Source organism: Devosia polycyclovorans, assembly GCF_042181575.1.
Classification (GTDB): domain Bacteria; phylum Pseudomonadota; class Alphaproteobacteria; order Rhizobiales; family Devosiaceae; genus Devosia; species Devosia polycyclovorans.
This window is the reverse complement of the sequence record NZ_CP170082.1, coordinates 1,860,912-1,878,642: the sequence shown is the minus strand read 5'-3', so window position 1 is coordinate 1,878,642 and position 17,731 is coordinate 1,860,912. Positions and strand designations below refer to the sequence as shown.

Annotated in this window: 17 protein-coding genes; 5 read left to right on the top strand and 12 right to left on the bottom strand. The window is 60.9% G+C overall.

The genetic code is table 11. The features are described from left to right. Positions 1-109: 109 nt before the first annotated feature. Positions 110-1,879: a B12-binding domain-containing radical SAM protein gene (locus ACE4RL_RS09410; RefSeq protein ID WP_375596943.1), complete on the bottom strand. Its 1,770-nt coding sequence runs from the start codon at positions 1,877-1,879 to the stop codon at positions 110-112. 495 nt (positions 1,880-2,374) lie between these two features. After that, the gene (locus ACE4RL_RS09405) at positions 2,375-3,181 is read right to left on the bottom strand and encodes an MBL fold metallo-hydrolase (protein WP_375596942.1); all 807 of its coding nucleotides are present in this window, start codon (positions 3,179-3,181) and stop codon (positions 2,375-2,377) included. 89 nt (positions 3,182-3,270) lie between these two features. Between ACE4RL_RS09405 and ACE4RL_RS09400 the strand changes: the two genes are divergently transcribed. Beyond that, positions 3,271-3,861 carry a TetR/AcrR family transcriptional regulator gene (locus ACE4RL_RS09400; RefSeq protein ID WP_375596941.1) on the top strand — a complete coding sequence of 197 codons (591 nt, stop codon included), beginning with the start codon at positions 3,271-3,273 and terminating at the stop codon, positions 3,859-3,861. Between the two features lie 91 nt (positions 3,862-3,952). Here ACE4RL_RS09400 and ilvC read toward each other — a convergent pair whose 3' ends face one another. From ilvC to ACE4RL_RS09385, 3 genes are all read right to left on the bottom strand, one after another. After that, a complete protein-coding gene (ilvC, locus tag ACE4RL_RS09395; protein WP_104893891.1) occupies positions 3,953-4,975 on the bottom strand; it encodes a ketol-acid reductoisomerase in 1,023 nt (340 codons plus the stop codon). A gap of 31 nt (positions 4,976-5,006) precedes the next feature. Beyond that, positions 5,007-5,654, bottom strand: coding sequence for a TetR/AcrR family transcriptional regulator (locus tag ACE4RL_RS09390; RefSeq protein WP_375596940.1), 648 nt, complete (start codon positions 5,652-5,654; stop codon positions 5,007-5,009). Positions 5,655-5,764: 110 nt separating this feature from the next. Continuing rightward, complete coding sequence (locus tag ACE4RL_RS09385; protein WP_375596939.1) at positions 5,765-6,094, bottom strand: hypothetical protein; 330 nt, start codon at positions 6,092-6,094, stop codon at positions 5,765-5,767. Positions 6,095-6,223: 129 nt separating this feature from the next. Here ACE4RL_RS09385 and ACE4RL_RS09380 point away from each other — a divergent pair, with 129 nt between their 5' ends. Further along, positions 6,224-6,430 (top strand): hypothetical protein, encoded by a 207-nt coding sequence (locus ACE4RL_RS09380; protein WP_375596938.1) that lies wholly within the window; start codon positions 6,224-6,226, stop codon positions 6,428-6,430. Here the strand turns inward: ACE4RL_RS09380 and ACE4RL_RS09375 are convergent. Then, a complete protein-coding gene (locus ACE4RL_RS09375) occupies positions 6,418-7,302 on the bottom strand; it encodes an alpha/beta hydrolase family protein (protein WP_375596937.1) in 885 nt (294 codons plus the stop codon). The two genes, ACE4RL_RS09380 and ACE4RL_RS09375, sit on opposite strands and share 13 nt — an antisense overlap. 152 nt (positions 7,303-7,454) lie before the next feature. On the opposite strand from ACE4RL_RS09375, the gene ACE4RL_RS09370 reads away from it, so the two are divergent. Together ACE4RL_RS09370 and ACE4RL_RS09365 are read left to right on the top strand one after the other, a co-directional pair. Continuing rightward, on the top strand, positions 7,455-8,576 hold the full coding sequence (locus ACE4RL_RS09370) for an NADH:flavin oxidoreductase/NADH oxidase (protein ID WP_375596936.1): 1,122 nt from the start codon (positions 7,455-7,457) through the stop codon (positions 8,574-8,576). Positions 8,577-8,684: 108 nt separating this feature from the next. Next, a complete protein-coding gene (locus ACE4RL_RS09365; protein ID WP_375596935.1) occupies positions 8,685-9,116 on the top strand; it encodes a hypothetical protein in 432 nt (143 codons plus the stop codon). A 30-nt stretch (positions 9,117-9,146) separates the two neighbouring features. Here ACE4RL_RS09365 and ACE4RL_RS09360 read toward each other — a convergent pair whose 3' ends face one another. From ACE4RL_RS09360 to ACE4RL_RS09340, 5 genes are all read right to left on the bottom strand, one after another. Further along, the gene (locus ACE4RL_RS09360) at positions 9,147-11,069 is read right to left on the bottom strand and encodes a potassium transporter Kup (protein WP_375596934.1); all 1,923 of its coding nucleotides are present in this window, start codon (positions 11,067-11,069) and stop codon (positions 9,147-9,149) included. Between the two features lie 155 nt (positions 11,070-11,224). Further along, positions 11,225-11,839: an NADPH-dependent FMN reductase gene (locus tag ACE4RL_RS09355; protein ID WP_375596933.1), complete on the bottom strand. Its 615-nt coding sequence runs from the start codon at positions 11,837-11,839 to the stop codon at positions 11,225-11,227. A gap of 231 nt (positions 11,840-12,070) precedes the next feature. Then, on the bottom strand, positions 12,071-12,811 hold the full coding sequence (locus ACE4RL_RS09350; protein WP_375596932.1) for a pyridoxine 5'-phosphate synthase: 741 nt from the start codon (positions 12,809-12,811) through the stop codon (positions 12,071-12,073). Between the two features lie 93 nt (positions 12,812-12,904). Then, complete coding sequence (gene ilvN, locus ACE4RL_RS09345) at positions 12,905-13,459, bottom strand: acetolactate synthase small subunit (protein ID WP_375596931.1); 555 nt, start codon at positions 13,457-13,459, stop codon at positions 12,905-12,907. Positions 13,460-13,480: 21 nt separating this feature from the next. Then, the gene (locus ACE4RL_RS09340) at positions 13,481-15,250 is read right to left on the bottom strand and encodes an acetolactate synthase 3 large subunit (RefSeq protein WP_375596930.1); all 1,770 of its coding nucleotides are present in this window, start codon (positions 15,248-15,250) and stop codon (positions 13,481-13,483) included. 390 nt (positions 15,251-15,640) lie between these two features. On the opposite strand from ACE4RL_RS09340, the gene ACE4RL_RS09335 reads away from it, so the two are divergent. Then, entirely contained in the window at positions 15,641-17,143 is a 1,503-nt protein-coding gene (locus ACE4RL_RS09335; RefSeq protein ID WP_375596929.1) for an inorganic phosphate transporter, read from the top strand. On the opposite strand, the gene ACE4RL_RS09330 is transcribed toward ACE4RL_RS09335, so the two are convergent. Further along, positions 17,140-17,598 (bottom strand): NUDIX hydrolase, encoded by a 459-nt coding sequence (locus ACE4RL_RS09330; protein WP_375596928.1) that lies wholly within the window; start codon positions 17,596-17,598, stop codon positions 17,140-17,142. The genes ACE4RL_RS09335 and ACE4RL_RS09330 overlap by 4 nt on opposite strands. Between the last annotated feature and the right edge of the window lie 133 nt (positions 17,599-17,731).

Here is a 17,731-nt window from a genome sequence, read left to right as displayed (position 1 = left end):
TTGCTGGCGAAGCTTGCACCCCACCCTTGCTTCCTTCCCTTGATGGGAGGGACCAAGGGTGTGATGACGGCGGGCCCGGCGCGCAAGCCAATGTGGCGGCGACAGTCCCCTACTCCGCTGCCGGCGTCTTGATACCGTGCTGTGCGTTATTGATCCGCTTCTGCTGGTCCAGCCAGGCAACTGCGTCACTGGTCTTGAACAGTTCGAGATCCTCCGCGTCGTGCTCGTTGACCGGCGACATGGCGAGGTCGGTATAGTCCTGCCGTTTGGGATCGCGCTCCACCTTGAGCTGCTTCAGCCCGAAGCGGAAATAGAGCCACGCCCAGCGGCTCAGTTTCCAGCTCAGCTCCGCATAATACTTGGGATAGAACACAATGGCGGGCTCGATCTTCATGCCGCTTCGCCGGTTCAGGCGCGACTTCTTGCGGATCCAGCCAACTTCGAGCGGGTGTACCCCTTCGATCTTGAGCGCGCCCATGAACCAGGTGCAAAGCAACAGCACCTGCGCAGTGGAAATGCCGGAGGCAGCGGCGCGGCGCATGATCGTCTCGACATGGTCGAGCGAGTAGTATCGGCTCCAGGCATCGGCATAGACCTTCTCGAACTGCGCCTTCGACATGTTCGGATGGGCCGTGGTGCAGTGATTGAGGTCGTATTTGTTAAGGTCGGGGTCCATTGCCACGCCCGCCCGGTGCAGCTTCTGGTGATCCTCGGACCCCGGCAGGGGCGTGAGGAAGAAGAATTCGAGAATGTCGACCGGCAGCTCGCGCTTGACCACGTCGATATCATGCATGATCCGCTCGGGCGTGTCGGTCGGAAAGCCCAGGATATACCCGGCATAGGTGATCACATGCCATTGCTTCCAGGCCTGCAGCATCGCCCGGTATTCGGTAATCTTGTTCTGCCGCTTCTTGGCATCCTTGAGATTGGCCGGATTGACGTTCTCCAGCCCGATGAACACTCGCGTCACCCCGGCGCGCGAACACTTCTCGATGAAGCGCGGGATGCGGTGGCAGAGCGTATCCACCTGGATGATGAAGTTGAAATTGAGCCCCTCGACCTCGCGCATATGGATCAGCCGATCCAGGATTGCTTCCCAGTCCTTGTTGCGGGCAAAATTGTCGTCGGTGATGAAATAGCGATGCACGCCCTGGCTCATATTGAGCCGGATGATCTTCTCGATATCATCGGGCGAGCGGCGTCTGGACTTGCGCCCCTGCACATTGATGATGGTGCAGAATGAGCACTGATAGGGGCATCCCCTGCCCGCATCGAAGCTGGTCAGGTTATAGGCCGTGCGCGACACATGCTCGGCGGGCATGAAGGGCACCGGCGTGTCCTCGATGCCGGGCAGGTCGTTCATGTAATTGTAGAGCGGCTTCATCTGGCCTGAGACGGCATCGGCCAGCACTTCATCGGTGCGCCCTTCCATCTCGCCGGCAAACAGGGAGATGCCCATATCCTTTGCGGTCTGGAAATCGGCATCCTCGCCGTTGAGCATGGAAATGACGCCCGAGACGTGAAAACCCCCGATGGCCACCTGTACGCCTGCAGCCCTGAGCGGGCGGGCAATATCGAGCGCCCTCGGAAACTGGTTGGACTGCACCCCGATCAGCATGACCAGCGCCGAGTCCGCTTCGCGGCAATCGGCGATGATCGAACGGGTGTCGATTTCGGTATTGGTCTCGTCGATCGTCTCGACATCGACCTGCCAGTCCTCACCAAGCGCCTTGCGCTCGATAACGTCCCGCACCAGGCCATGCACTGAGGCCAGCGAATTGGACGGGATGGGCGAGAGTTTCCACTGAATGACATAGCCGTCGTCGTCATAATGCGACGGCTTGACCAGAAAGAGACAAAACCTCTTTGTCTTCGTCATAGATACCCCGCCATTCAGTAAGTCTAGACTTTGGACGCGGGGGCAGACTAGGCGGTAATCATCGGGATTGAAAGCCGCCAAAACCGATCAGGGGCCCCGTAGGCCCCCCGATCTTATTGAGCCGCTCGCGACTTGTGCCTTTGCATTGTCCACCGGGGCGCCGGCTTTGATCCGGGGCATCATTTCGCGCGGCTTGGAGCCAACTTCTTCGCTGCCATGCTCATCGGCAAGTGCGAACTTACCCGAAAGGCGATCGGCCATCGGCGCTTGCGCGCCTTCAGTTCGCTCTAGTGTCCGCCCATGTGATACTCGTGGGTCGCGCTGGGGCTGAAGCCCGCTCGCCGTACGAATTCCCTTCGTTAGCGCACCGGCCCTGGCAGGTTTCAAACGCGGGGCAGGCCGAGCCCTTGCAGCCAGTGGCTCCTTTTCCGGTGGCCAGAGCGTCTTCTGATGTCGAAACCGAGCGAGTGTCAGTCAGGTGCTGGCGCGCGGCCATCAGATTGCCGGCTGCGCAAACAGCCCCTCGATCGTCTCGCGGTCAGGGTGAGCGAACCTGTCTTCGGAAAGTGCGCCCAGCATGTTGCCGAGGACCTTGTCGATCATCCGCCCCGCCGTGACGGGCAGGTGTCCCGAGATGATGGCCGAGGGGTCCAGGCGCTGCACGTCCGTAAGCAGGCGCCCAAGCTTGCTCTTGTCTACCATGCCCAGCCAGGGCGCATCGATGCCTGCCCAGGTCGTCATGCCATCGCGCAGCGTCGCCTCGGGAATGTCCGAGCTTTGCTCATAGGGCGCATCGATCAGCGACCCGAACGAATCCACCGTGAACAGCACCCTGTTTCGTGTATCGAAAAACCCCGTCGTTTCCGGCGCGTCATAAGTGGGAGGACGCAGCAGCACGAGCTCGCGGTCCCCGAGATCCAGCCGTTGGCCGTGATCCATCGGAACCAAGCGGCTCATGTCGAAGTCTTCACGCAGCGACATCTTTGCGGCGCCCAGCCCTGGCAGCACGACCTTTGCGTTGGGCGCGAGCGCCATGACAGCGTCGAGATTGCCGATATGATCAAGATCGGTGTGGCTGACGTAGATCCACTTGAGATCGGCAGGATCGATCAGGTCGCTCAGGGCATCGAGGAAGGGCTCACGAAAGGCCACGCCTGTAGTATCGACGAGAATCGGCTCCCTGGCATGTATGAAATGCGAGTTGGCCGGAAGAATGCCGAGCCCTGGGATGGGGAAAAACCCGCAAAACGAGGTAACGTCGGGCGCAACGCGCCGGGCGCCGACAAAGGTAGGAACGTCCATATTTCAACCTCCTGTGGAACCGCGCCGGTTTTCGCGGTACACATATGTGTAGTGAATGTTGGACTTTCTGTAAATATGAAAGAACACACGTGTGCAGTGAAAAAAATGCGCGTGGCTACAACCAGTCCAAGCGGGCCCAGAATCAGGCCAAGACGCGCGAACGCATCGTCGAGGCGACGATTGAGTTGCATGGTGAGGTCGGACCGGCCGCCACGACGATCAGCATGATCGCCGATCGCGCAGGCGTGCAGCGGCACACGGTCTACGCCCATTTTCCAGACGATCGAAGCCTGCTCATGGCGTGCTCGGGGACGACCATGGCACGCGACCCCCTGCCCTCACCTGCGGAGTGGGCCGCTACCAACGATCCGGAAGTCCGGCTACGCATGGCACTAGGCGCGCTTTACCGTTGGTACGAGCGCAACGCGAAGCTGATGGGGAGTGTTGTGCGGGACTCCGAGGTCCATCCGCTGACGCGAGAAGTGACCGAATTACGCGCCGGGGCGGAAATGCGAGCGATCGCCGAGTCGGTGACGGGGGGGCTTGAACAGAAAGGCAAGGCGGCGCTGGCCCTCGCGATGAGCTTTCATACCTGGCGCACTCTCACGCAGGATTCGACGCTCGATACCCCCGAAGCCGTGAATCTGATGACCCGCGCAATCATCAGCGCAGACGACTAGACAGCCAGTTGTGACCGCCAGCCATGATGGCGTTTCCGCAGATGTGGCAGGGATCGAAAAAATGGCCGGGCTACTTGCCCGGCCACAGAAATTAGTTCTTCGCCTTGTCGACCAGCGCGCCGGCCTTGATCCACGGCATCATGTCGCGCAACTTGGTGCCGACTTCCTCGATCGGATGCTCGTCGGCCAGGCGACGAGTCGCCTTGAAGCGGGCGCCGCCGCCCGACTTGATTTCCTGCATCCACTCGGAGGTGAACTTGCCCGACTGGATGTCGTGCAGTACGCGCTTCATCTCGGCCTTGGTTTCCGAGGTGATGATGCGCGGGCCGGTGACATATTCACCCCACTCGGCGGTGTTCGAGATCGAGTAGTTCATGTTGGCGATGCCGCCCTGGTAGATCAGGTCGACGATCAGCTTCACTTCGTGCAGGCATTCGAAATAGGCCATTTCCGGCGCATAGCCGGCTTCCACCAGCGTCTCGAAACCGGCGCGGATCAGCTCGACCAGCCCACCGCAGAGCACGACCTGCTCGCCGAACAGATCGGTTTCACATTCTTCGCGGAAATTGGTCTCGATAACGCCCGAACGGCCACCACCAACGCCCGAGGCATAGGCCAGCGCGATGTCATGGGCATTGCCCGAAGCATCCTGGTGCACGGCGATCAGGCACGGCACGCCGCCACCCTTCTGGTACTCGCCGCGCACGGTGTGACCCGGGCCCTTGGGCGCAATCATGATCACGTCGACGGTCGACTTGGGCTCGATCAGGTTGAAATGCACATTGAGGCCGTGCGCGAAAGCCAACGCGGCGCCGTCGCGGATGTTGGGCTCGATGTGCTCCTTGTAGATGTCGGCCTGCAGCTCATCGGGGGTCAGCAGCATGATGACGTCGGCCCAGGCCGAAGCTTCGCCAACGCTCATCACCTTGAGACCTTCACCCTCGGCCTTCTTGGCCGAAGCGGAACCGGGACGCAGGCCCACGGCGACGTTGGTGACGCCCGAGTCGCGCAGGTTCAGCACATGTGCGTGGCCCTGCGAACCGTAACCGATAATGGCCACCTTCTTGGATTTGATGATGTTGAGATCGGCATCACGATCGTAATAGACGCGCATTGGGGTTCTCCCTGAAATAGTGCGATTTGTTTCAGCTATTTGCCTTGACCCCATAAAGGGTCAGGAACTGGTCCGCCGCGGCTTTCACATCGGCTTCGATGTTAGCCTCGACATTGGATTGGGTCAGCGCCTTGTCGCCGAGCAGCAGACGGATCTGCACGTCGCGCACGACCAGGCCGAAAAATGTCCGATACGCTTCCTCGCTGGAGGGAAAGCGCAGCAGCCGGGCATCCCTGGCCGCCTCGAGAATGGGCTTGAGCCGCCGGCGAATGGCCAGGGGCCCGTTCTCCAGGACGATATTGCCCAGATCGTCCTTTTCCTGCGCCGCATGGGTAATCGCGGTACGATTGAGCGTGATCGAGACCTCGCCGACAATGGTCGTCAACAGATCACGCGCAAACTGCTCGAGGCTGGAACGCAGCGCCTTGACGCTGAGATGGCTGCGATCGACATAGGGCATGCGCACCTTGGCCGCCTGCCACTGCACGGTTGCTGTCAGCAATCCGTCGCGATCACCAAACCACTTGTAGAGCGTTTCTTTCGAGCACGACGCACGCCGCGCCACCGCCGTCATCGTCAGCCCGTCGCCATTCTCGACGAGCAGATCCAGCGCCGCGGTCAGCACTGCCTGCTGCCGGGGGGTGAACGTCTCTTCGTTGACCTTGATGGCCAGGGCCACGGGACCATCCTCTTTTCGCAAAAACCTTCGGCCCCGATCGCCGCGGTGCCGTTCCGTGCGAGAGGCGTACCGTACGGTACGGTTCCAGGCAAGCGAAATCTTGGCGCCGGTCAGGCGTCGCGATTGGCTTCTATGTCCCATGCCATGTCGAATGCTTCCTCGGCAGTCACTTCGCTTGCACCCAGTTCGAGCAAACCCCACTCATCGCGCCACAATTCGGCTGTTTGCAAGGAAACGACGATTTCACCAAACCCACGCTCGGACTTCACGCTTTCAGCGACCTCAAGCGCCTTGGGCACGGAGTGGTAGCGATCCTCTCCTGCCGCTTCGCCCCGAATTGCAGGCCAGCGCACCACAGCGAACACCTTGCCGTCCGCGTCCCGCTCGACCCCGACGGTCACCGCATTCGGTATGTCTTCACCAGCCTCGATCTGTCGCATCGTCCTTGCTCCGCTCTGCCCAAGAACAAGCGCGGCCAGAGCGTATCGTTCCACAATCAACATGTGGATTGCCACAATCTCGGCTCCGGCCCGCTCTAGAAGTCCAGGTCGATTCCGCTGGAGCTTCTCATGCCGACCGATACCGTTTCCTTGCTAATGCTCGGCATTGGCGCCGCCCTTCTGCTCTGGCTGGTGGTGTCTGTCTTCAGGAAGCTGTTCGGCCTTGCATTGATCGCGGCGCTGGTGTTCGGCGCTTACATAGTCTGGACCAATCCCGGCCTTTTGGCGCAGACACTTGAGTGGATAGGTTTCCGCCCGGCCCCCTACCCCAGATAACGCTCGAAGAAGCGCAGCACGGCCGCCCGCATGCTTGGGGTCTCCTGATGCCCCACGCCGGCTTCGCTCAGGAACTCCAATCTGTCCGGAACCATCTCATAGGCGGGCCGCAATTCGTCCATGGCGCGTGCCACAGCTTTGGGCGGACTCAGATGATCGGCCTCTCCAACACAGATGAGCTGCGGGCGCGGCGCGATCAGCGCGGCAATCGATCCGCCATCGGCTTCCCGAAGCATGCCTGGTACGGTCAGGTAAATGCCATGTCCGTCATGCGCGCCCAATTCGATCATGGTGCGGAAGTCGGCAAAGCAGCACAAATGCGCCACCGCGGTAATGCGCTTGTCCAGCGCCGCCAGCCAGTAGCTGAGCACGCAACCCATGGACAGACCAAAAGCCCCGATGCGCGACGCATCCACGTCATCACGCCCCGCCAGATAGGTCAGCGCGGCGGCGTGATCGGACAGCATCTCGCCGAACAGCGATTGGCCGTACCACAGCAATGCCTTGGCGGCCGCGCTTTCAGTGACATTGGCGCGCTCGCCAAAAACCGGCATGTCAATGCACAGCGTAACATAACCGGCTCGGGCAAAGACCGGACCCAGCGGACTGACCAGATATTCGCGCCCATCGAGCAGTTCGCGGGCGCCGACGTCATACCGACCACCATGGGAATGCCCGTAAAGAATGGCGGGCAGCGGCGCAGCGATCTCGGCAGGACGAGTCAGAATGCCCCGCACTTCGGCATCGCCAATGCGCAAGTGCAGATGCTCAACGACATAGTCGCCCATGGGTTCAACGCGCTTGTCCAGGCGCGTCACACCACGATCTTCAAAACCCAGGAGTTCACGAAAGCGGCTTGCAGTGATGGGCATGGCGATTCCCGCTCTGAGGACCAGGCGAGGAGCTATTCACGGAAATGCGTCATTCGCAACACAGCTTTCAATCATCGGCACTTGCCGATGAAGCAGGAAAAGGCCATGTAGGGATATTCCATCCAGCCTTCAGCCGGCCAAGGACTTTGCCAATGTCAAAATTGCTTTCACCCGTCTCCCTGCGCGGCCTGACCCTGCGCAACCGCACCGTGGTGGCCCCGATGTGCCAGTACTCGGCCATCGACGGTTTCGCCAATGACTGGCACTTCGTGCATCTGGGCCGCTTCGCCCTGGGCGGCTTCGGACTGGTGATCGTGGAAGCCACCGGTGTCGTGCCCGAAGGGCGCATCTCCTACGCCGATCTGGGCCTGTGGAAGGACGAGCAGATTGCACCCCTGGCCCGCATTGTCGACTTCCTGCACGGCCAGGGCGCCGCCGCCGGCATTCAGCTTGCCCATGCCGGGCGCAAGGCCTCGACCCCGGTGTCCTGGCATACGCCCGAAGACCTTGCCAGCGAAGAGCGGCGCCGCGCGGTCGGTTACGAATACTGGCAACCGGTCGCCCCCAGTGCAGAAGCGCATGATCCGGCCAATCCTGAGTTCCAGGTGCCCACAGAGCTCGACAAGGCCGGCATCCAGCGGGTCAAGGACGGCTTTGTTGAAGCCGCCCTCCGGGCAGAAAAGGCCGGTTTTGACACTGTCGAAATCCACGCCGCACATGGCTATTTGCTCAACCAGTTCCTTTCCCCGCTATCGAACCACCGCACCGATGAATATGGCGGCAGCCGCGAAAACCGCATGCGCCTTGTGCTTGAAGTCACCGAAGCGGTGCGCGCTGTCTGGCCTGATGACAAGCCGCTCCTCGTCCGCCTCTCGGTGAGTGACAATGCGCCGGGCGGCTGGACGCCCGAGGATAGCGTCGCCTTGGCCATCGAGCTGAAAGCGCGCGGCGTCGATGCCATCGATTGCTCCAGCGGCGGCCTGGCCCAGGGGCGCATCGCCTCAACCGCGGCCTATCAGGTGCCATTCGCCCAGACCGTTAAGCAGGGTGCCGACATCCCCACCATGGCCGTCGGTCTGCTGGGCGACATCGAAGCGGCCGAAGCCATTCTGCAGCGCGACGAAGCCGACTTCATCGCCTTGGCGCGTGGCGCGTTGGATGATCCGAACTGGGCCGCCCATGCCGCCCGCGTGCTCGACCAGGACTACGATCTCTGGCCGGTACAGACCCAGCGCGTCTCCGGGCGCGATCGGGTGCTGGGCCTGCGCGCATAAGACCTTCACAAGGTCACGGCGCTGACCAAATTCCGCCGCCTTGGGACGATCACTCTTGTTGCACACAAGAGTGATGCCCAAGTGAGGTGCATTGCAGGGAGACGTTTGATGGATACCAAGGCCGCCATTTTCGCGCTGATGACCGTTTGGGGCGTTGGCACCTGTGCCGCCGTGCCGGCGATGGCCCAGAAAACGGAATCGGCGGCCGAGGAGTCCGAGGCGCACGAGGACAATTTACTGCTCAACCGGGTCTGGGTGCGGCAGGACAGCAGCGACGCCCTGCCCGGCGTCATGCATATCTTCCTCGCCGACGGCACCATGGTGTCCGACAGTTGCTGGGAGGCCTATCGCCTCTCCAACTGGCAGCGGCTTTCCGACACGGAAATTGCCTGGGACGAGGACGGCATGACCATCAATGCCGACATTGCCTCGCTCACCAGCGACGAGCTGGTGCTCAGCCTCAAGCTCGTCGGCGGTGTCGAGGAACAGCGTTTTGCCCCCGCCAGCGTGCCCTATCTCTGCCCCGACATGGAGAAATGAGGCCCAGCGGACCTCATTTGCACCCCTCGATCAGATGATGAGCTGAGTGCCGATTTCCACCACCCGGCCGGTGGGAATATGGAAATACTCCGTCGCGTCGCTCGCATTGCGCGCCAGGCGAATAAACAGCCGGTCCTGCCAGAACCGGATCGGACCACTCTTCTGCCCGAGCTTCAGCGAACGGCGCGACAGGAAGAATGAAGTCGACATGATGTCGAACTTCCAACCCAGCTTTCGGGCCAGCGCCAGTGCCTTGGGAATATTGGGCTCTTCCATGAAGCCGAATGTCACGACCACGCGGAAGAACAATTCGTTATAGGCGTCGATAGTCACCTTTTCATCGTCCGGCACGCGCGGCGATGTCGACGTCCGCACGGTCAGGATGACGTTCTGCTCATGCAGCACCTTGTAGTGCTTGAGGCTGTGCAGGAGTGCCGTCGGTGCACCCTCAACATCACTGGTGAGGAAAATGGCCGTACCCGGCACCACGGTTGGCTTCTTCTTGGCCAGGTTTTCTACGAGGAATTCAAGTGGCACTTCATCGCGACGGGTCTTTGCCGCCAGCCGATTCCGCCCCGTCATCCAACTGACCATGAGCAAGGAGACGAACAGGGCAACGGCGACGGGTACCCAGCCGCCCTGGACGATCTTGGCGGAATTGACCGCAAAGAAACCACCATCGATGAGAAGGTAGAGCGCGCCAAAGGCAACCACCCCGCCCAGTGGCCACTTCCAGTTACGGCGCATAACCACCAGCAGCAAGGCCAGCGTAACAACCATGATGCCCGAAACGGCAATACCATAGGCACTCGAAATGGCGGTGGAGCTGCCAAAACTGACCACCATGATCAGCACCATGACCATGATCATCGTATTGATCTGCGGCATGTAGATCTGGCCGCGCTGGTCCTGCGATGTGTGCTGCACGATCATGCGCGGCAACAGGTTGAGCGCAATGGCCTGCTGGGTCAGGCTGAACACGCCCGAAATCACCGCCTGGCTGGCAATGATTGTCGCCATGGTGGCGAGCCCCACAAACGGAATTAGCGCCCAGTCGGGATGCATTTCGAAGAACGGGCTGACGACGTTTTCCGGCCCGACATTGAGCACAAAGGCCCCCTGCCCGAAATAGTTCAGCAGCAGGCAGGGAAATACGAGGCCAAACCAGGCCAGCACGATCGGCTTGCGCCCGAAATGGCCCAGGTCGACATAAAGCGCCTCGGCGCCGGTCACGGCCAGAAACACCGCCCCCATCACCACAAAGGCGATATTGGCGTGGGTGAGCAAAAACTCGATTCCGTGCCAGGGATTGAGCGCCCAAAGCACGAACGGGTTCTGCATGATGTGATAGAGGCCGATCGCGCCCATCACCAGAAACCAGACAGCTGTGATGGGGCCGAAAACGACACCCACCTTGCCGGTGCCGAAGCGCTGGACAAAGAACACACCCAGAATGATCACCAGCGTGATCGGCACCACCCAGCGGGTCATATTGGGCGCCACCAGCTCCAGACCTTCCACCGCCGAGAGCACCGAGATCGCCGGGGTGATCATGGCATCGCCATAGAACATCGCCGCACCGGCCACGCCCAGCGCGGTAATCCAGACCGGCGGCTTGTCGAAGGTTTTGCGCGCCAGCGCCATCAGCGAGAGCGTTCCGCCTTCCCCGTTGTTGTCAGCGCGGGTCACGAAGAACACATATTTGAACGCCACCGTTAGCGCGAGCGCCCAGACGATCAGCGACAGCAATCCCAGCACTTCGGTTTCCGTCGCCGCTACGCCCGGACGCACCGCCATGGCCTCACGGAAGGCGTAGATCGGGCTGGTCCCAATGTCGCCATAGACAACGCCGATAGCCCCAACAGTGAGGAGTGGTAGACTGGATTTTCCGTGGCTGGCCTGTTCGGTCGCTACGTCACCGGCTTGGGCGCCGGCATTTTCCGTATGCGTCATGAGCTTTACGGCTCTCGCTGTTTCAAGGCGGGCGCCGCTATACACCCGTCCCCCTTCACAAACAACACCCGCTGAACCGAATAGTTCATACGCAAAAAGGGGCTGCCCGAATGGGACAGCCCCTGTGACCCAGCAGTTGCTGGAGATTGACCCGATTATTCGGCGGCTTCAGCGACAGAATTTTCTTCCTCGCGAGCGGCCTTGGCGGCATCACCCCACCAGACGAGTTGGTCGAGCATGTCCTTTGCCGAGGAACCGATCGAGCCTTCGATCTCGCTCATGGGCTTGTTCTGCTGGCCCAACGGGTGCACGGCGAAGAAGTCGGCGCCGGCGATATGAACAGCCGAACGGGTCGAAACCATCTGCAATTCGACACCGATGGTCCGTAGGTTCTCGACAGCGCGTGCCGCACCCAAGGCGCCATAGCCCACTGCACCGAAAGCCTTCTTGTTCCAGTTCACATAGGCTTGGTCGATCGCGTTCTTAAGCGCGCCGGTGATGGCGCGGTTATATTCGGCAACCACGAAGATGTAGCCGTCAAATTCGGAGATCTTGTTTTGCCAGCGAACGGCCTCGGGGTTCTGCGAAGGCATCCAGGCATTGGAAGCAGCTTCATCGAAGAATGGCAGGTTGTAGTCACGCAAATCGATCAGTTCGGCCTCGATTTCCGGGCGTTCATTTGCCTTGTCCAGGATCCATTTGGCCGGCACTTCGCCGAAACGGGTGGGACGGGTAGACGAGATGATGACGCCGATCTTGAGCTTGGACATTGCATGCCCTCCTTGGTAACAAATCGTAACTGAGGCGATATATGTGCCTGTCACGAAAAGCCTCAAGAGGGCACCTGATTGTCATCCAGGGACAGCTGCGTGCCCCGGTCACAATAATGTAAGTATGGGAAATACCAGCAATTTCGGCATTCAGGACAGCTTGGCTGCCTCAATTCCCGGTCATTGCCCTCATTGCGCGTACGAAGTGTTCTTTCTGATCGAACAATCGCCTTAGGCCAGGACGTCAATATAGCGCCGGGTCGCCTCGGCGAACCCCATCAGTAAGGCATCAGCCGTGATTCCATGCCCGATCGAGACCTCCGCAACGCCGGGCACAGCCTTCTGGAACGCCGGCAAGTTGGCCAGTGTGAGATCGTGGCCGGCATTGACCCCAACCCCCACATCCTGGGCAGCACGGCAGGTGACCGCCAGCGCTGCCAACTGCCGTCCGGCCTCAGCCGGGTCATCGAAGCAAGCCCCATACGGACCGGTAAATAACTCGATCCGATCAGCACCGGTGGCTCTTGCTGCTGCAACACCCTCGGGCCCCGCATCGGGATCGCAAAACAGCGAAATTCGCCGATCCGGGCGCTTGAGACGCTGCACAACTGAGGTCAGGAAATTGCCCTTGCCCGCAAAATCCCAACCGTGGTCGGACGTCGCCTGGGCGGGATCGTCCGGCACCAGCGTGACCTGCTGCGGGTTCACCTGCTCGATCAAATCGAGGAAATCCTCGCTCGGATAACCCTCGATGTTGAATTCGGCCTGCGGATACTCCGCCCCCAGCAATTCAGACAGCGCGAACACATCCGTGCGCCGGATATGGCGCTCGTCCGGCCGCGGGTGCACGGTGATACCGCTGGCGCCTGCCTCCAGCACCACCCGCGCGATTCCCGTTACGCTTGGCCAGGGCAGATCGCGACGGTTGCGCAATTGCGCGACGGCATTGAGATTGACGGAAAGCAAAGTCATGGCAGGAACCTGAGACAACAGGCCCCTGCCATACACCAGACTGGGCGCCTCGCCCAATCGAACCTTGTGATGAGAGCGATCAGCTTTTGCCGATCACATGCTCTCCGGACCGCGATTGATCGCGGCCAGGCCCGTGCGGACAACCTCGACCAGCCCCAGAGGCTGCATCAGGGTGATGAAGCTATCGATCTTTGAGGGTTTGCCGGTCACCTCGAACACGAAGCTCTCCACCGTCGCGTCCACGATCTGCGCCCGGAATGCGTCGGCCAGGCGCAGGGTCTCGGCCCGGTGATCACCCGTGCCATTGACCTTGATCAGCGCCAGCTCGCGCTCAAGATAAGCGCCTTCCGCGGTCAGATCGTGCACCCGATGCACCGGCACCAACCGCTCCAACTGCGTCTTGATCTGCACCAGAACCTTGGGCGTGGCGATCACGACCACAGTAATGCGACTAAGTCGCTTGTCGTGTTCGGTCTCGCTGACGGTCAGGCTCTCGATATTGAAGCCGCGCGCCGAAAACAGGCCAACCACCCGCGCGAGAATGCCCGGCTCGTTGTCCACCAGGACGGAGAGGGTGTGTCGCTCGGACTGCTGGGTTTCCTGGGTCAGGAAATAGGCCGAACCGGTGGGTTGCAAATGTGCGTTCATGTCGTTGTCCTCCGCAGTGGCCTAAACCAGCTGCCGTCCCTTCTCGTCGATGATGTCGCCGATATTGGCCGTATCGGGCAGGATGATTTCGTTGTGCGGCTTGCCCGAAGGGATCATGGGCAGGCAATTTTCGTCCTTTTCCACCAGCACGTCGAACAGCACCGGCCCGTCATAGTCGAGCATTTCGGCAATCGCCGCATCGAGCTCGGCCGGCGTGTCGCACTTGATGCCCTTGGCCCCATAGGCTTCAGCGAGCTTGACGAAATCGGGCAGCGATTCCGAATAGGAATGCGCATAGCGCGAGCCGTGCAACAGGTCCTGCCACTGCCGGACCATGCCCATGCGCTCATTGTTGAGAATGAAGATCTTGACCGGCAGGCGATACTGCACCGCTGTCGACATCTCCTGCATGGTCATCTGCACCGAGGCTTCACCGGCAATGTCGATCACCAGCGCATCTGGGTGGGCCACCTGCACGCCGACAGCCGCCGGCAAGCCGTAACCCATGGTCCCCAGGCCACCCGAGGTCATCCAGTGGTTCGGCTTGTCGAAGTGGAAGTGCTGCGCCGCCCACATCTGGTGCTGGCCAACCTCGGTCGTGATATAGACGTCCTTGGACTGCTTCTTGGTCGCCTCATATAGCCTCTGAATGGCCCATTGCGGCTTGATGACCGTGTCGGAGTTCTTGAAATTGAGCGAGCCGACGTCGCGCCACTGCTGAATCTGCGTCCACCACGGCGCAATGGCCTCGGTGCGCGGTGCATTGGTCCGGCTGCGCCAGATGCGGATCATTTCTTCGAGCACGCGATTGCAATCGCCAACAATGGGAACATGCACCTGCACGACCTTGTTGATCGAAGCGGGATCTATATCGACATGGATCTTGGTGCTGTTGGGCGAGAAGGCATCAATGCGGCCGGTAATGCGGTCATCGAACCGGGCGCCGATATTGATCATCACGTCGCAATCATGCATCGCCATGTTCGCTTCGTAGGTGCCGTGCATGCCCAGCATGCCCATCCACTGCGGGTTTGAGGCCGGGAACGCCCCCAGACCCATCAGGGTCGAGGTCACGGGAAAGCCGGTCAATTCGGCCAGCTCGCGCAGATTCTCCGAAGCTTCCGGACCGGCATTGATGACGCCGCCGCCGGTGTAGAAGATCGGCCGTTCAGCCTTCAGCATCAGTTCAACGGCAGCCTCGATAGCGTCCAGGTCACCATCCATTTGCGGGCGATAGGATTGGTGACGCAGCGTGTCTGCCTCGGGCTTGAAATATTCGCCGACCGCGAACTGCACATCCTTGGGAATATCGATGACGACCGGACCCGGACGCCCCGTGGTCGCAATGAGGAAAGCCTCATGCAGGATACGCGGCAGATCGGCGACCGATTTGACCAGATAGTTGTGCTTGGTGCAGGAGCGGGTAATGCCGACCGTGTCGCACTCCTGGAAAGCGTCGGTGCCAATCAGCGTGGTCGGCACCTGGGCGGTGATGCAGACGAGCGGGATGGAATCGAGCAGCGCATCGGTGAGGCCGGTGACCGCATTGGTCGCGCCGGGGCCGGAGGTGACCAGAACCACGCCCGGCTTGCCGGTGGAACGGGCGTAGCCCTCCGCCATATGGGTCGCACCCTGTTCATGCCGCACCAGGATGTGCTTGACGAAATCCTGCTGGAACATGGCGTCGTAGATCGGCAGGGCTGCACCGCCGGGATACCCGAAAATATGCTCGACTCCCTGATCGGTCAGCGCCTGGATCACCATTTCCGCGCCGGTCATCTTCTCGGCCATTGCTCAGCCCTTCCTAACTCTTTTCGCCCCTTCCAGCGGGGCCTTTATCTCACCTGCCGCCTGTGTTTCCGCGCTTGAGGAAAAAAGGCAATAAAAAAGGCCCCATTCGGGACCTGTGTTCGGCGCACCAGCTTTCGCGCGGGGTTCTACCCCACGTTGCCGATGCGCCTGCGTACTACGAGAATGAGTGCCCGCACTGGACCGCTCCGAAAATTCTAGACGCCGCATTGTTAAAAGCACTGTCATGCCCAAGTCAAGTCGCCATGCATCCATTGCGCCTTTGCGGGTCGAATTCTCGTGCACACGGTATAAGCCCGCGCGAATGGGGGCTGGCAGCACGCAGACGAGATGTTAAGGCGAGGACAATTTGCAATATGACAGTTCGGTGACATGAGCAAAAAAAGCGCGCTCGACAAGGATCTGCAGCGGTTCTCAGGCCTGGAAACCGCCACCCATCACCTCAGCCGCTCACTGGCCGCTCCAGGCACTGCCCTGGTATTTCTCCTGCTTGTGGGGGTCTGGGCAGCTTTCGCCGTGGGTCAGGGCCCGGGCACCTATGTCGTGGTCATCGCCGCCCTCATCGCCGGCTACATGGCGCTCAATGTCGGCGCAAACGATGTCGCCAACAATATGGGACCTGCCGTCGGGTCACGCGCACTCACCATGGTGGGCGCTCTAATCATCGCCGGTATTTTTGAGGCCGCAGGTGCGCTTCTGGCGGGCGGCGATGTCGTCAACACGGTGGCGCGCGACCTTCTGATTTCACCCGAAATGGAGAACCGCACTTTCATCCTTGTGATGATGGCCGCATTGCTCGCCTCCGCGCTCTGGGTGAACCTAGCCACCTTTGTGGGCGCCCCTGTCTCCACGACCCATGCGGTCGTCGGTGGCGTTGTCGGCTCGGGCATAGCCTCGGCCGGCTTTGCCATCGTCAACTGGCCAACCATTGGCGCCATTGCCGCAAGCTGGGTCATATCCCCGGTGATGGGCGGCATGATCGCCGCACTGTTTCTCGTGATCATCCGCGTGACGATAACCACCCGCCTCGACAAGATCACCTCGGCCCGCGTCTGGGTGCCCATCTTCGTGGCGGTGATGACGGGCATTTTCGCCATGTATCTCGCAACCAAGGGCCTGAGCCGCATCTGGAAACCGGGATGGGGTATCACAATCCCTCTGGGTATTGCTTTCGGTGCGCTAGGCTGGTTCGCTGCCATGCCTTGGGTGCGTCACCAGTCGCGCCACATGGAGAACCGCAAGAAGCATGTCGCGGCGCTGTTCCGTCTGCCCCTGATCGTCTCAGCGGCGCTCTTGTCCTTCGCGCACGGCGCCAACGACGTAGCCAATGCCATTGGCCCATTCGCTGCCATCGTCACCGCCATCCAGACCGGCCACGGCGAGGTTGCCGGCATCTCTTTGCCGTTCTGGGTCCTGGCCATTGGCGCCATCGGCATCTCCCTGGGTCTGGCCCTGTTTGGACCACGCCTGATCCGAACCGTGGGCGAGCAGATCACTAAGCTCAATGAGATCCGCGCGTTTTGCGCCGCCCTCTCGGCAGCCGTCACCGTACTGGTTGCCTCGGCGCTGGGCATGCCGGTGTCCTCCACCCATATCGCGGTTGGCGCGGTGTTCGGCGTAGGGTTCCTGCGCGAATATATTTCCCGGCGCGACATGAAAGACAACGCGGTGCCGATTAATGCCCGTTTCGTGGATCCCACCCAGCTCAATGCAACGCCCCAGGAAGCTCTGGCCAATGCCCGGCGTGCGGAGACGCGTATGTTGGTACGCCGCCAGCATTTCTATTCAATCGCCGCGGCTTGGGTCATCACCGTGCCCGCCTCGGCAGCGGTATCGGCGGTTCTCTACTTCGGATTGAGCCTGCTGATCGGTTAGCTCGATAACAGCCGGTTGTGCAGGGCTACCGCGAGCCGGCCCAGCGCGGGGTCGGCCAATAGGCGACGCGCCTCGGTCAGCGTCGTCCAATGGCGCATACGCTGCCCCGCTTCCTTGTACGCGTCAAACTGCTCTGTCACCAACAGCGGATAGAGCTCGACATCCACCAAGCCCACATTGTCCCCGCTCGCGCCGGTCCGGTACGAGCCGACCAGCTCGCTCGAGACTTCGCCGGCCACGCCGGCCTCCTCATGAGCTTCGATGGCCGCGCTTTCCCACGGGGTCATGCCTGGCTCGACGGCACCCTTTGGAAATATCCATTTTCCGCTGCGCCGCGAGGTGATCAGCAGGAACGCCATGCGCCCCTCTACGATCGAATAGGGGATGGCACCGGACTGCCGCGGGTTCGCCGCCGTTTCGACTTTTGGGCTCCAATGTTTGAGTAGTTCACGCATAGGGGGAAGGCAACACTGGTTCGAGTCGGCGTTGACCCAAGCCCGACAGATTTTGCACACGATTGCAAGCAAAAGGGCCCCGGAGGGCCCTTCAACTCCGCGTTCTTCACCGTTTCCTGGAAATCAGTGAAGT

What these genes read in the sequence shown, in the direction of transcription:
- ACE4RL_RS09360 (WP_375596934.1), bottom strand. Translation starts at nt 11,069, where the DNA reads ATGACGCATACGGAAAATGCCGGCGCCCAAGCCGGTGACGTAGCGACC.
- ACE4RL_RS09405 (WP_375596942.1), bottom strand. Translation starts at nt 3,181, where the DNA reads ATGGACGTTCCTACCTTTGTCGGCGCCCGGCGCGTTGCGCCCGACGTT.
- ACE4RL_RS09365 (WP_375596935.1), top strand. Translation starts at nt 8,685, where the DNA reads ATGGATACCAAGGCCGCCATTTTCGCGCTGATGACCGTTTGGGGCGTT.
- ACE4RL_RS09330 (WP_375596928.1), bottom strand. Translation starts at nt 17,598, where the DNA reads ATGCGTGAACTACTCAAACATTGGAGCCCAAAAGTCGAAACGGCGGCG.
- ACE4RL_RS09340 (WP_375596930.1), bottom strand. Translation starts at nt 15,250, where the DNA reads ATGGCCGAGAAGATGACCGGCGCGGAAATGGTGATCCAGGCGCTGACC.
- ACE4RL_RS09385 (WP_375596939.1), bottom strand. Translation starts at nt 6,094, where the DNA reads ATGCGACAGATCGAGGCTGGTGAAGACATACCGAATGCGGTGACCGTC.
- ACE4RL_RS09335 (WP_375596929.1), top strand. Translation starts at nt 15,641, where the DNA reads ATGAGCAAAAAAAGCGCGCTCGACAAGGATCTGCAGCGGTTCTCAGGC.
- ACE4RL_RS09380 (WP_375596938.1), top strand. Translation starts at nt 6,224, where the DNA reads ATGCCGACCGATACCGTTTCCTTGCTAATGCTCGGCATTGGCGCCGCC.
- ACE4RL_RS09350 (WP_375596932.1), bottom strand. Translation starts at nt 12,811, where the DNA reads ATGACTTTGCTTTCCGTCAATCTCAATGCCGTCGCGCAATTGCGCAAC.
- ACE4RL_RS09355 (WP_375596933.1), bottom strand. Translation starts at nt 11,839, where the DNA reads ATGTCCAAGCTCAAGATCGGCGTCATCATCTCGTCTACCCGTCCCACC.
- ACE4RL_RS09410 (WP_375596943.1), bottom strand. Translation starts at nt 1,879, where the DNA reads ATGACGAAGACAAAGAGGTTTTGTCTCTTTCTGGTCAAGCCGTCGCAT.
- ilvN (WP_375596931.1), bottom strand. Translation starts at nt 13,459, where the DNA reads ATGAACGCACATTTGCAACCCACCGGTTCGGCCTATTTCCTGACCCAG.
- ACE4RL_RS09375 (WP_375596937.1), bottom strand. Translation starts at nt 7,302, where the DNA reads ATGCCCATCACTGCAAGCCGCTTTCGTGAACTCCTGGGTTTTGAAGAT.
- ilvC (WP_104893891.1), bottom strand. Translation starts at nt 4,975, where the DNA reads ATGCGCGTCTATTACGATCGTGATGCCGATCTCAACATCATCAAATCC.
- ACE4RL_RS09370 (WP_375596936.1), top strand. Translation starts at nt 7,455, where the DNA reads ATGTCAAAATTGCTTTCACCCGTCTCCCTGCGCGGCCTGACCCTGCGC.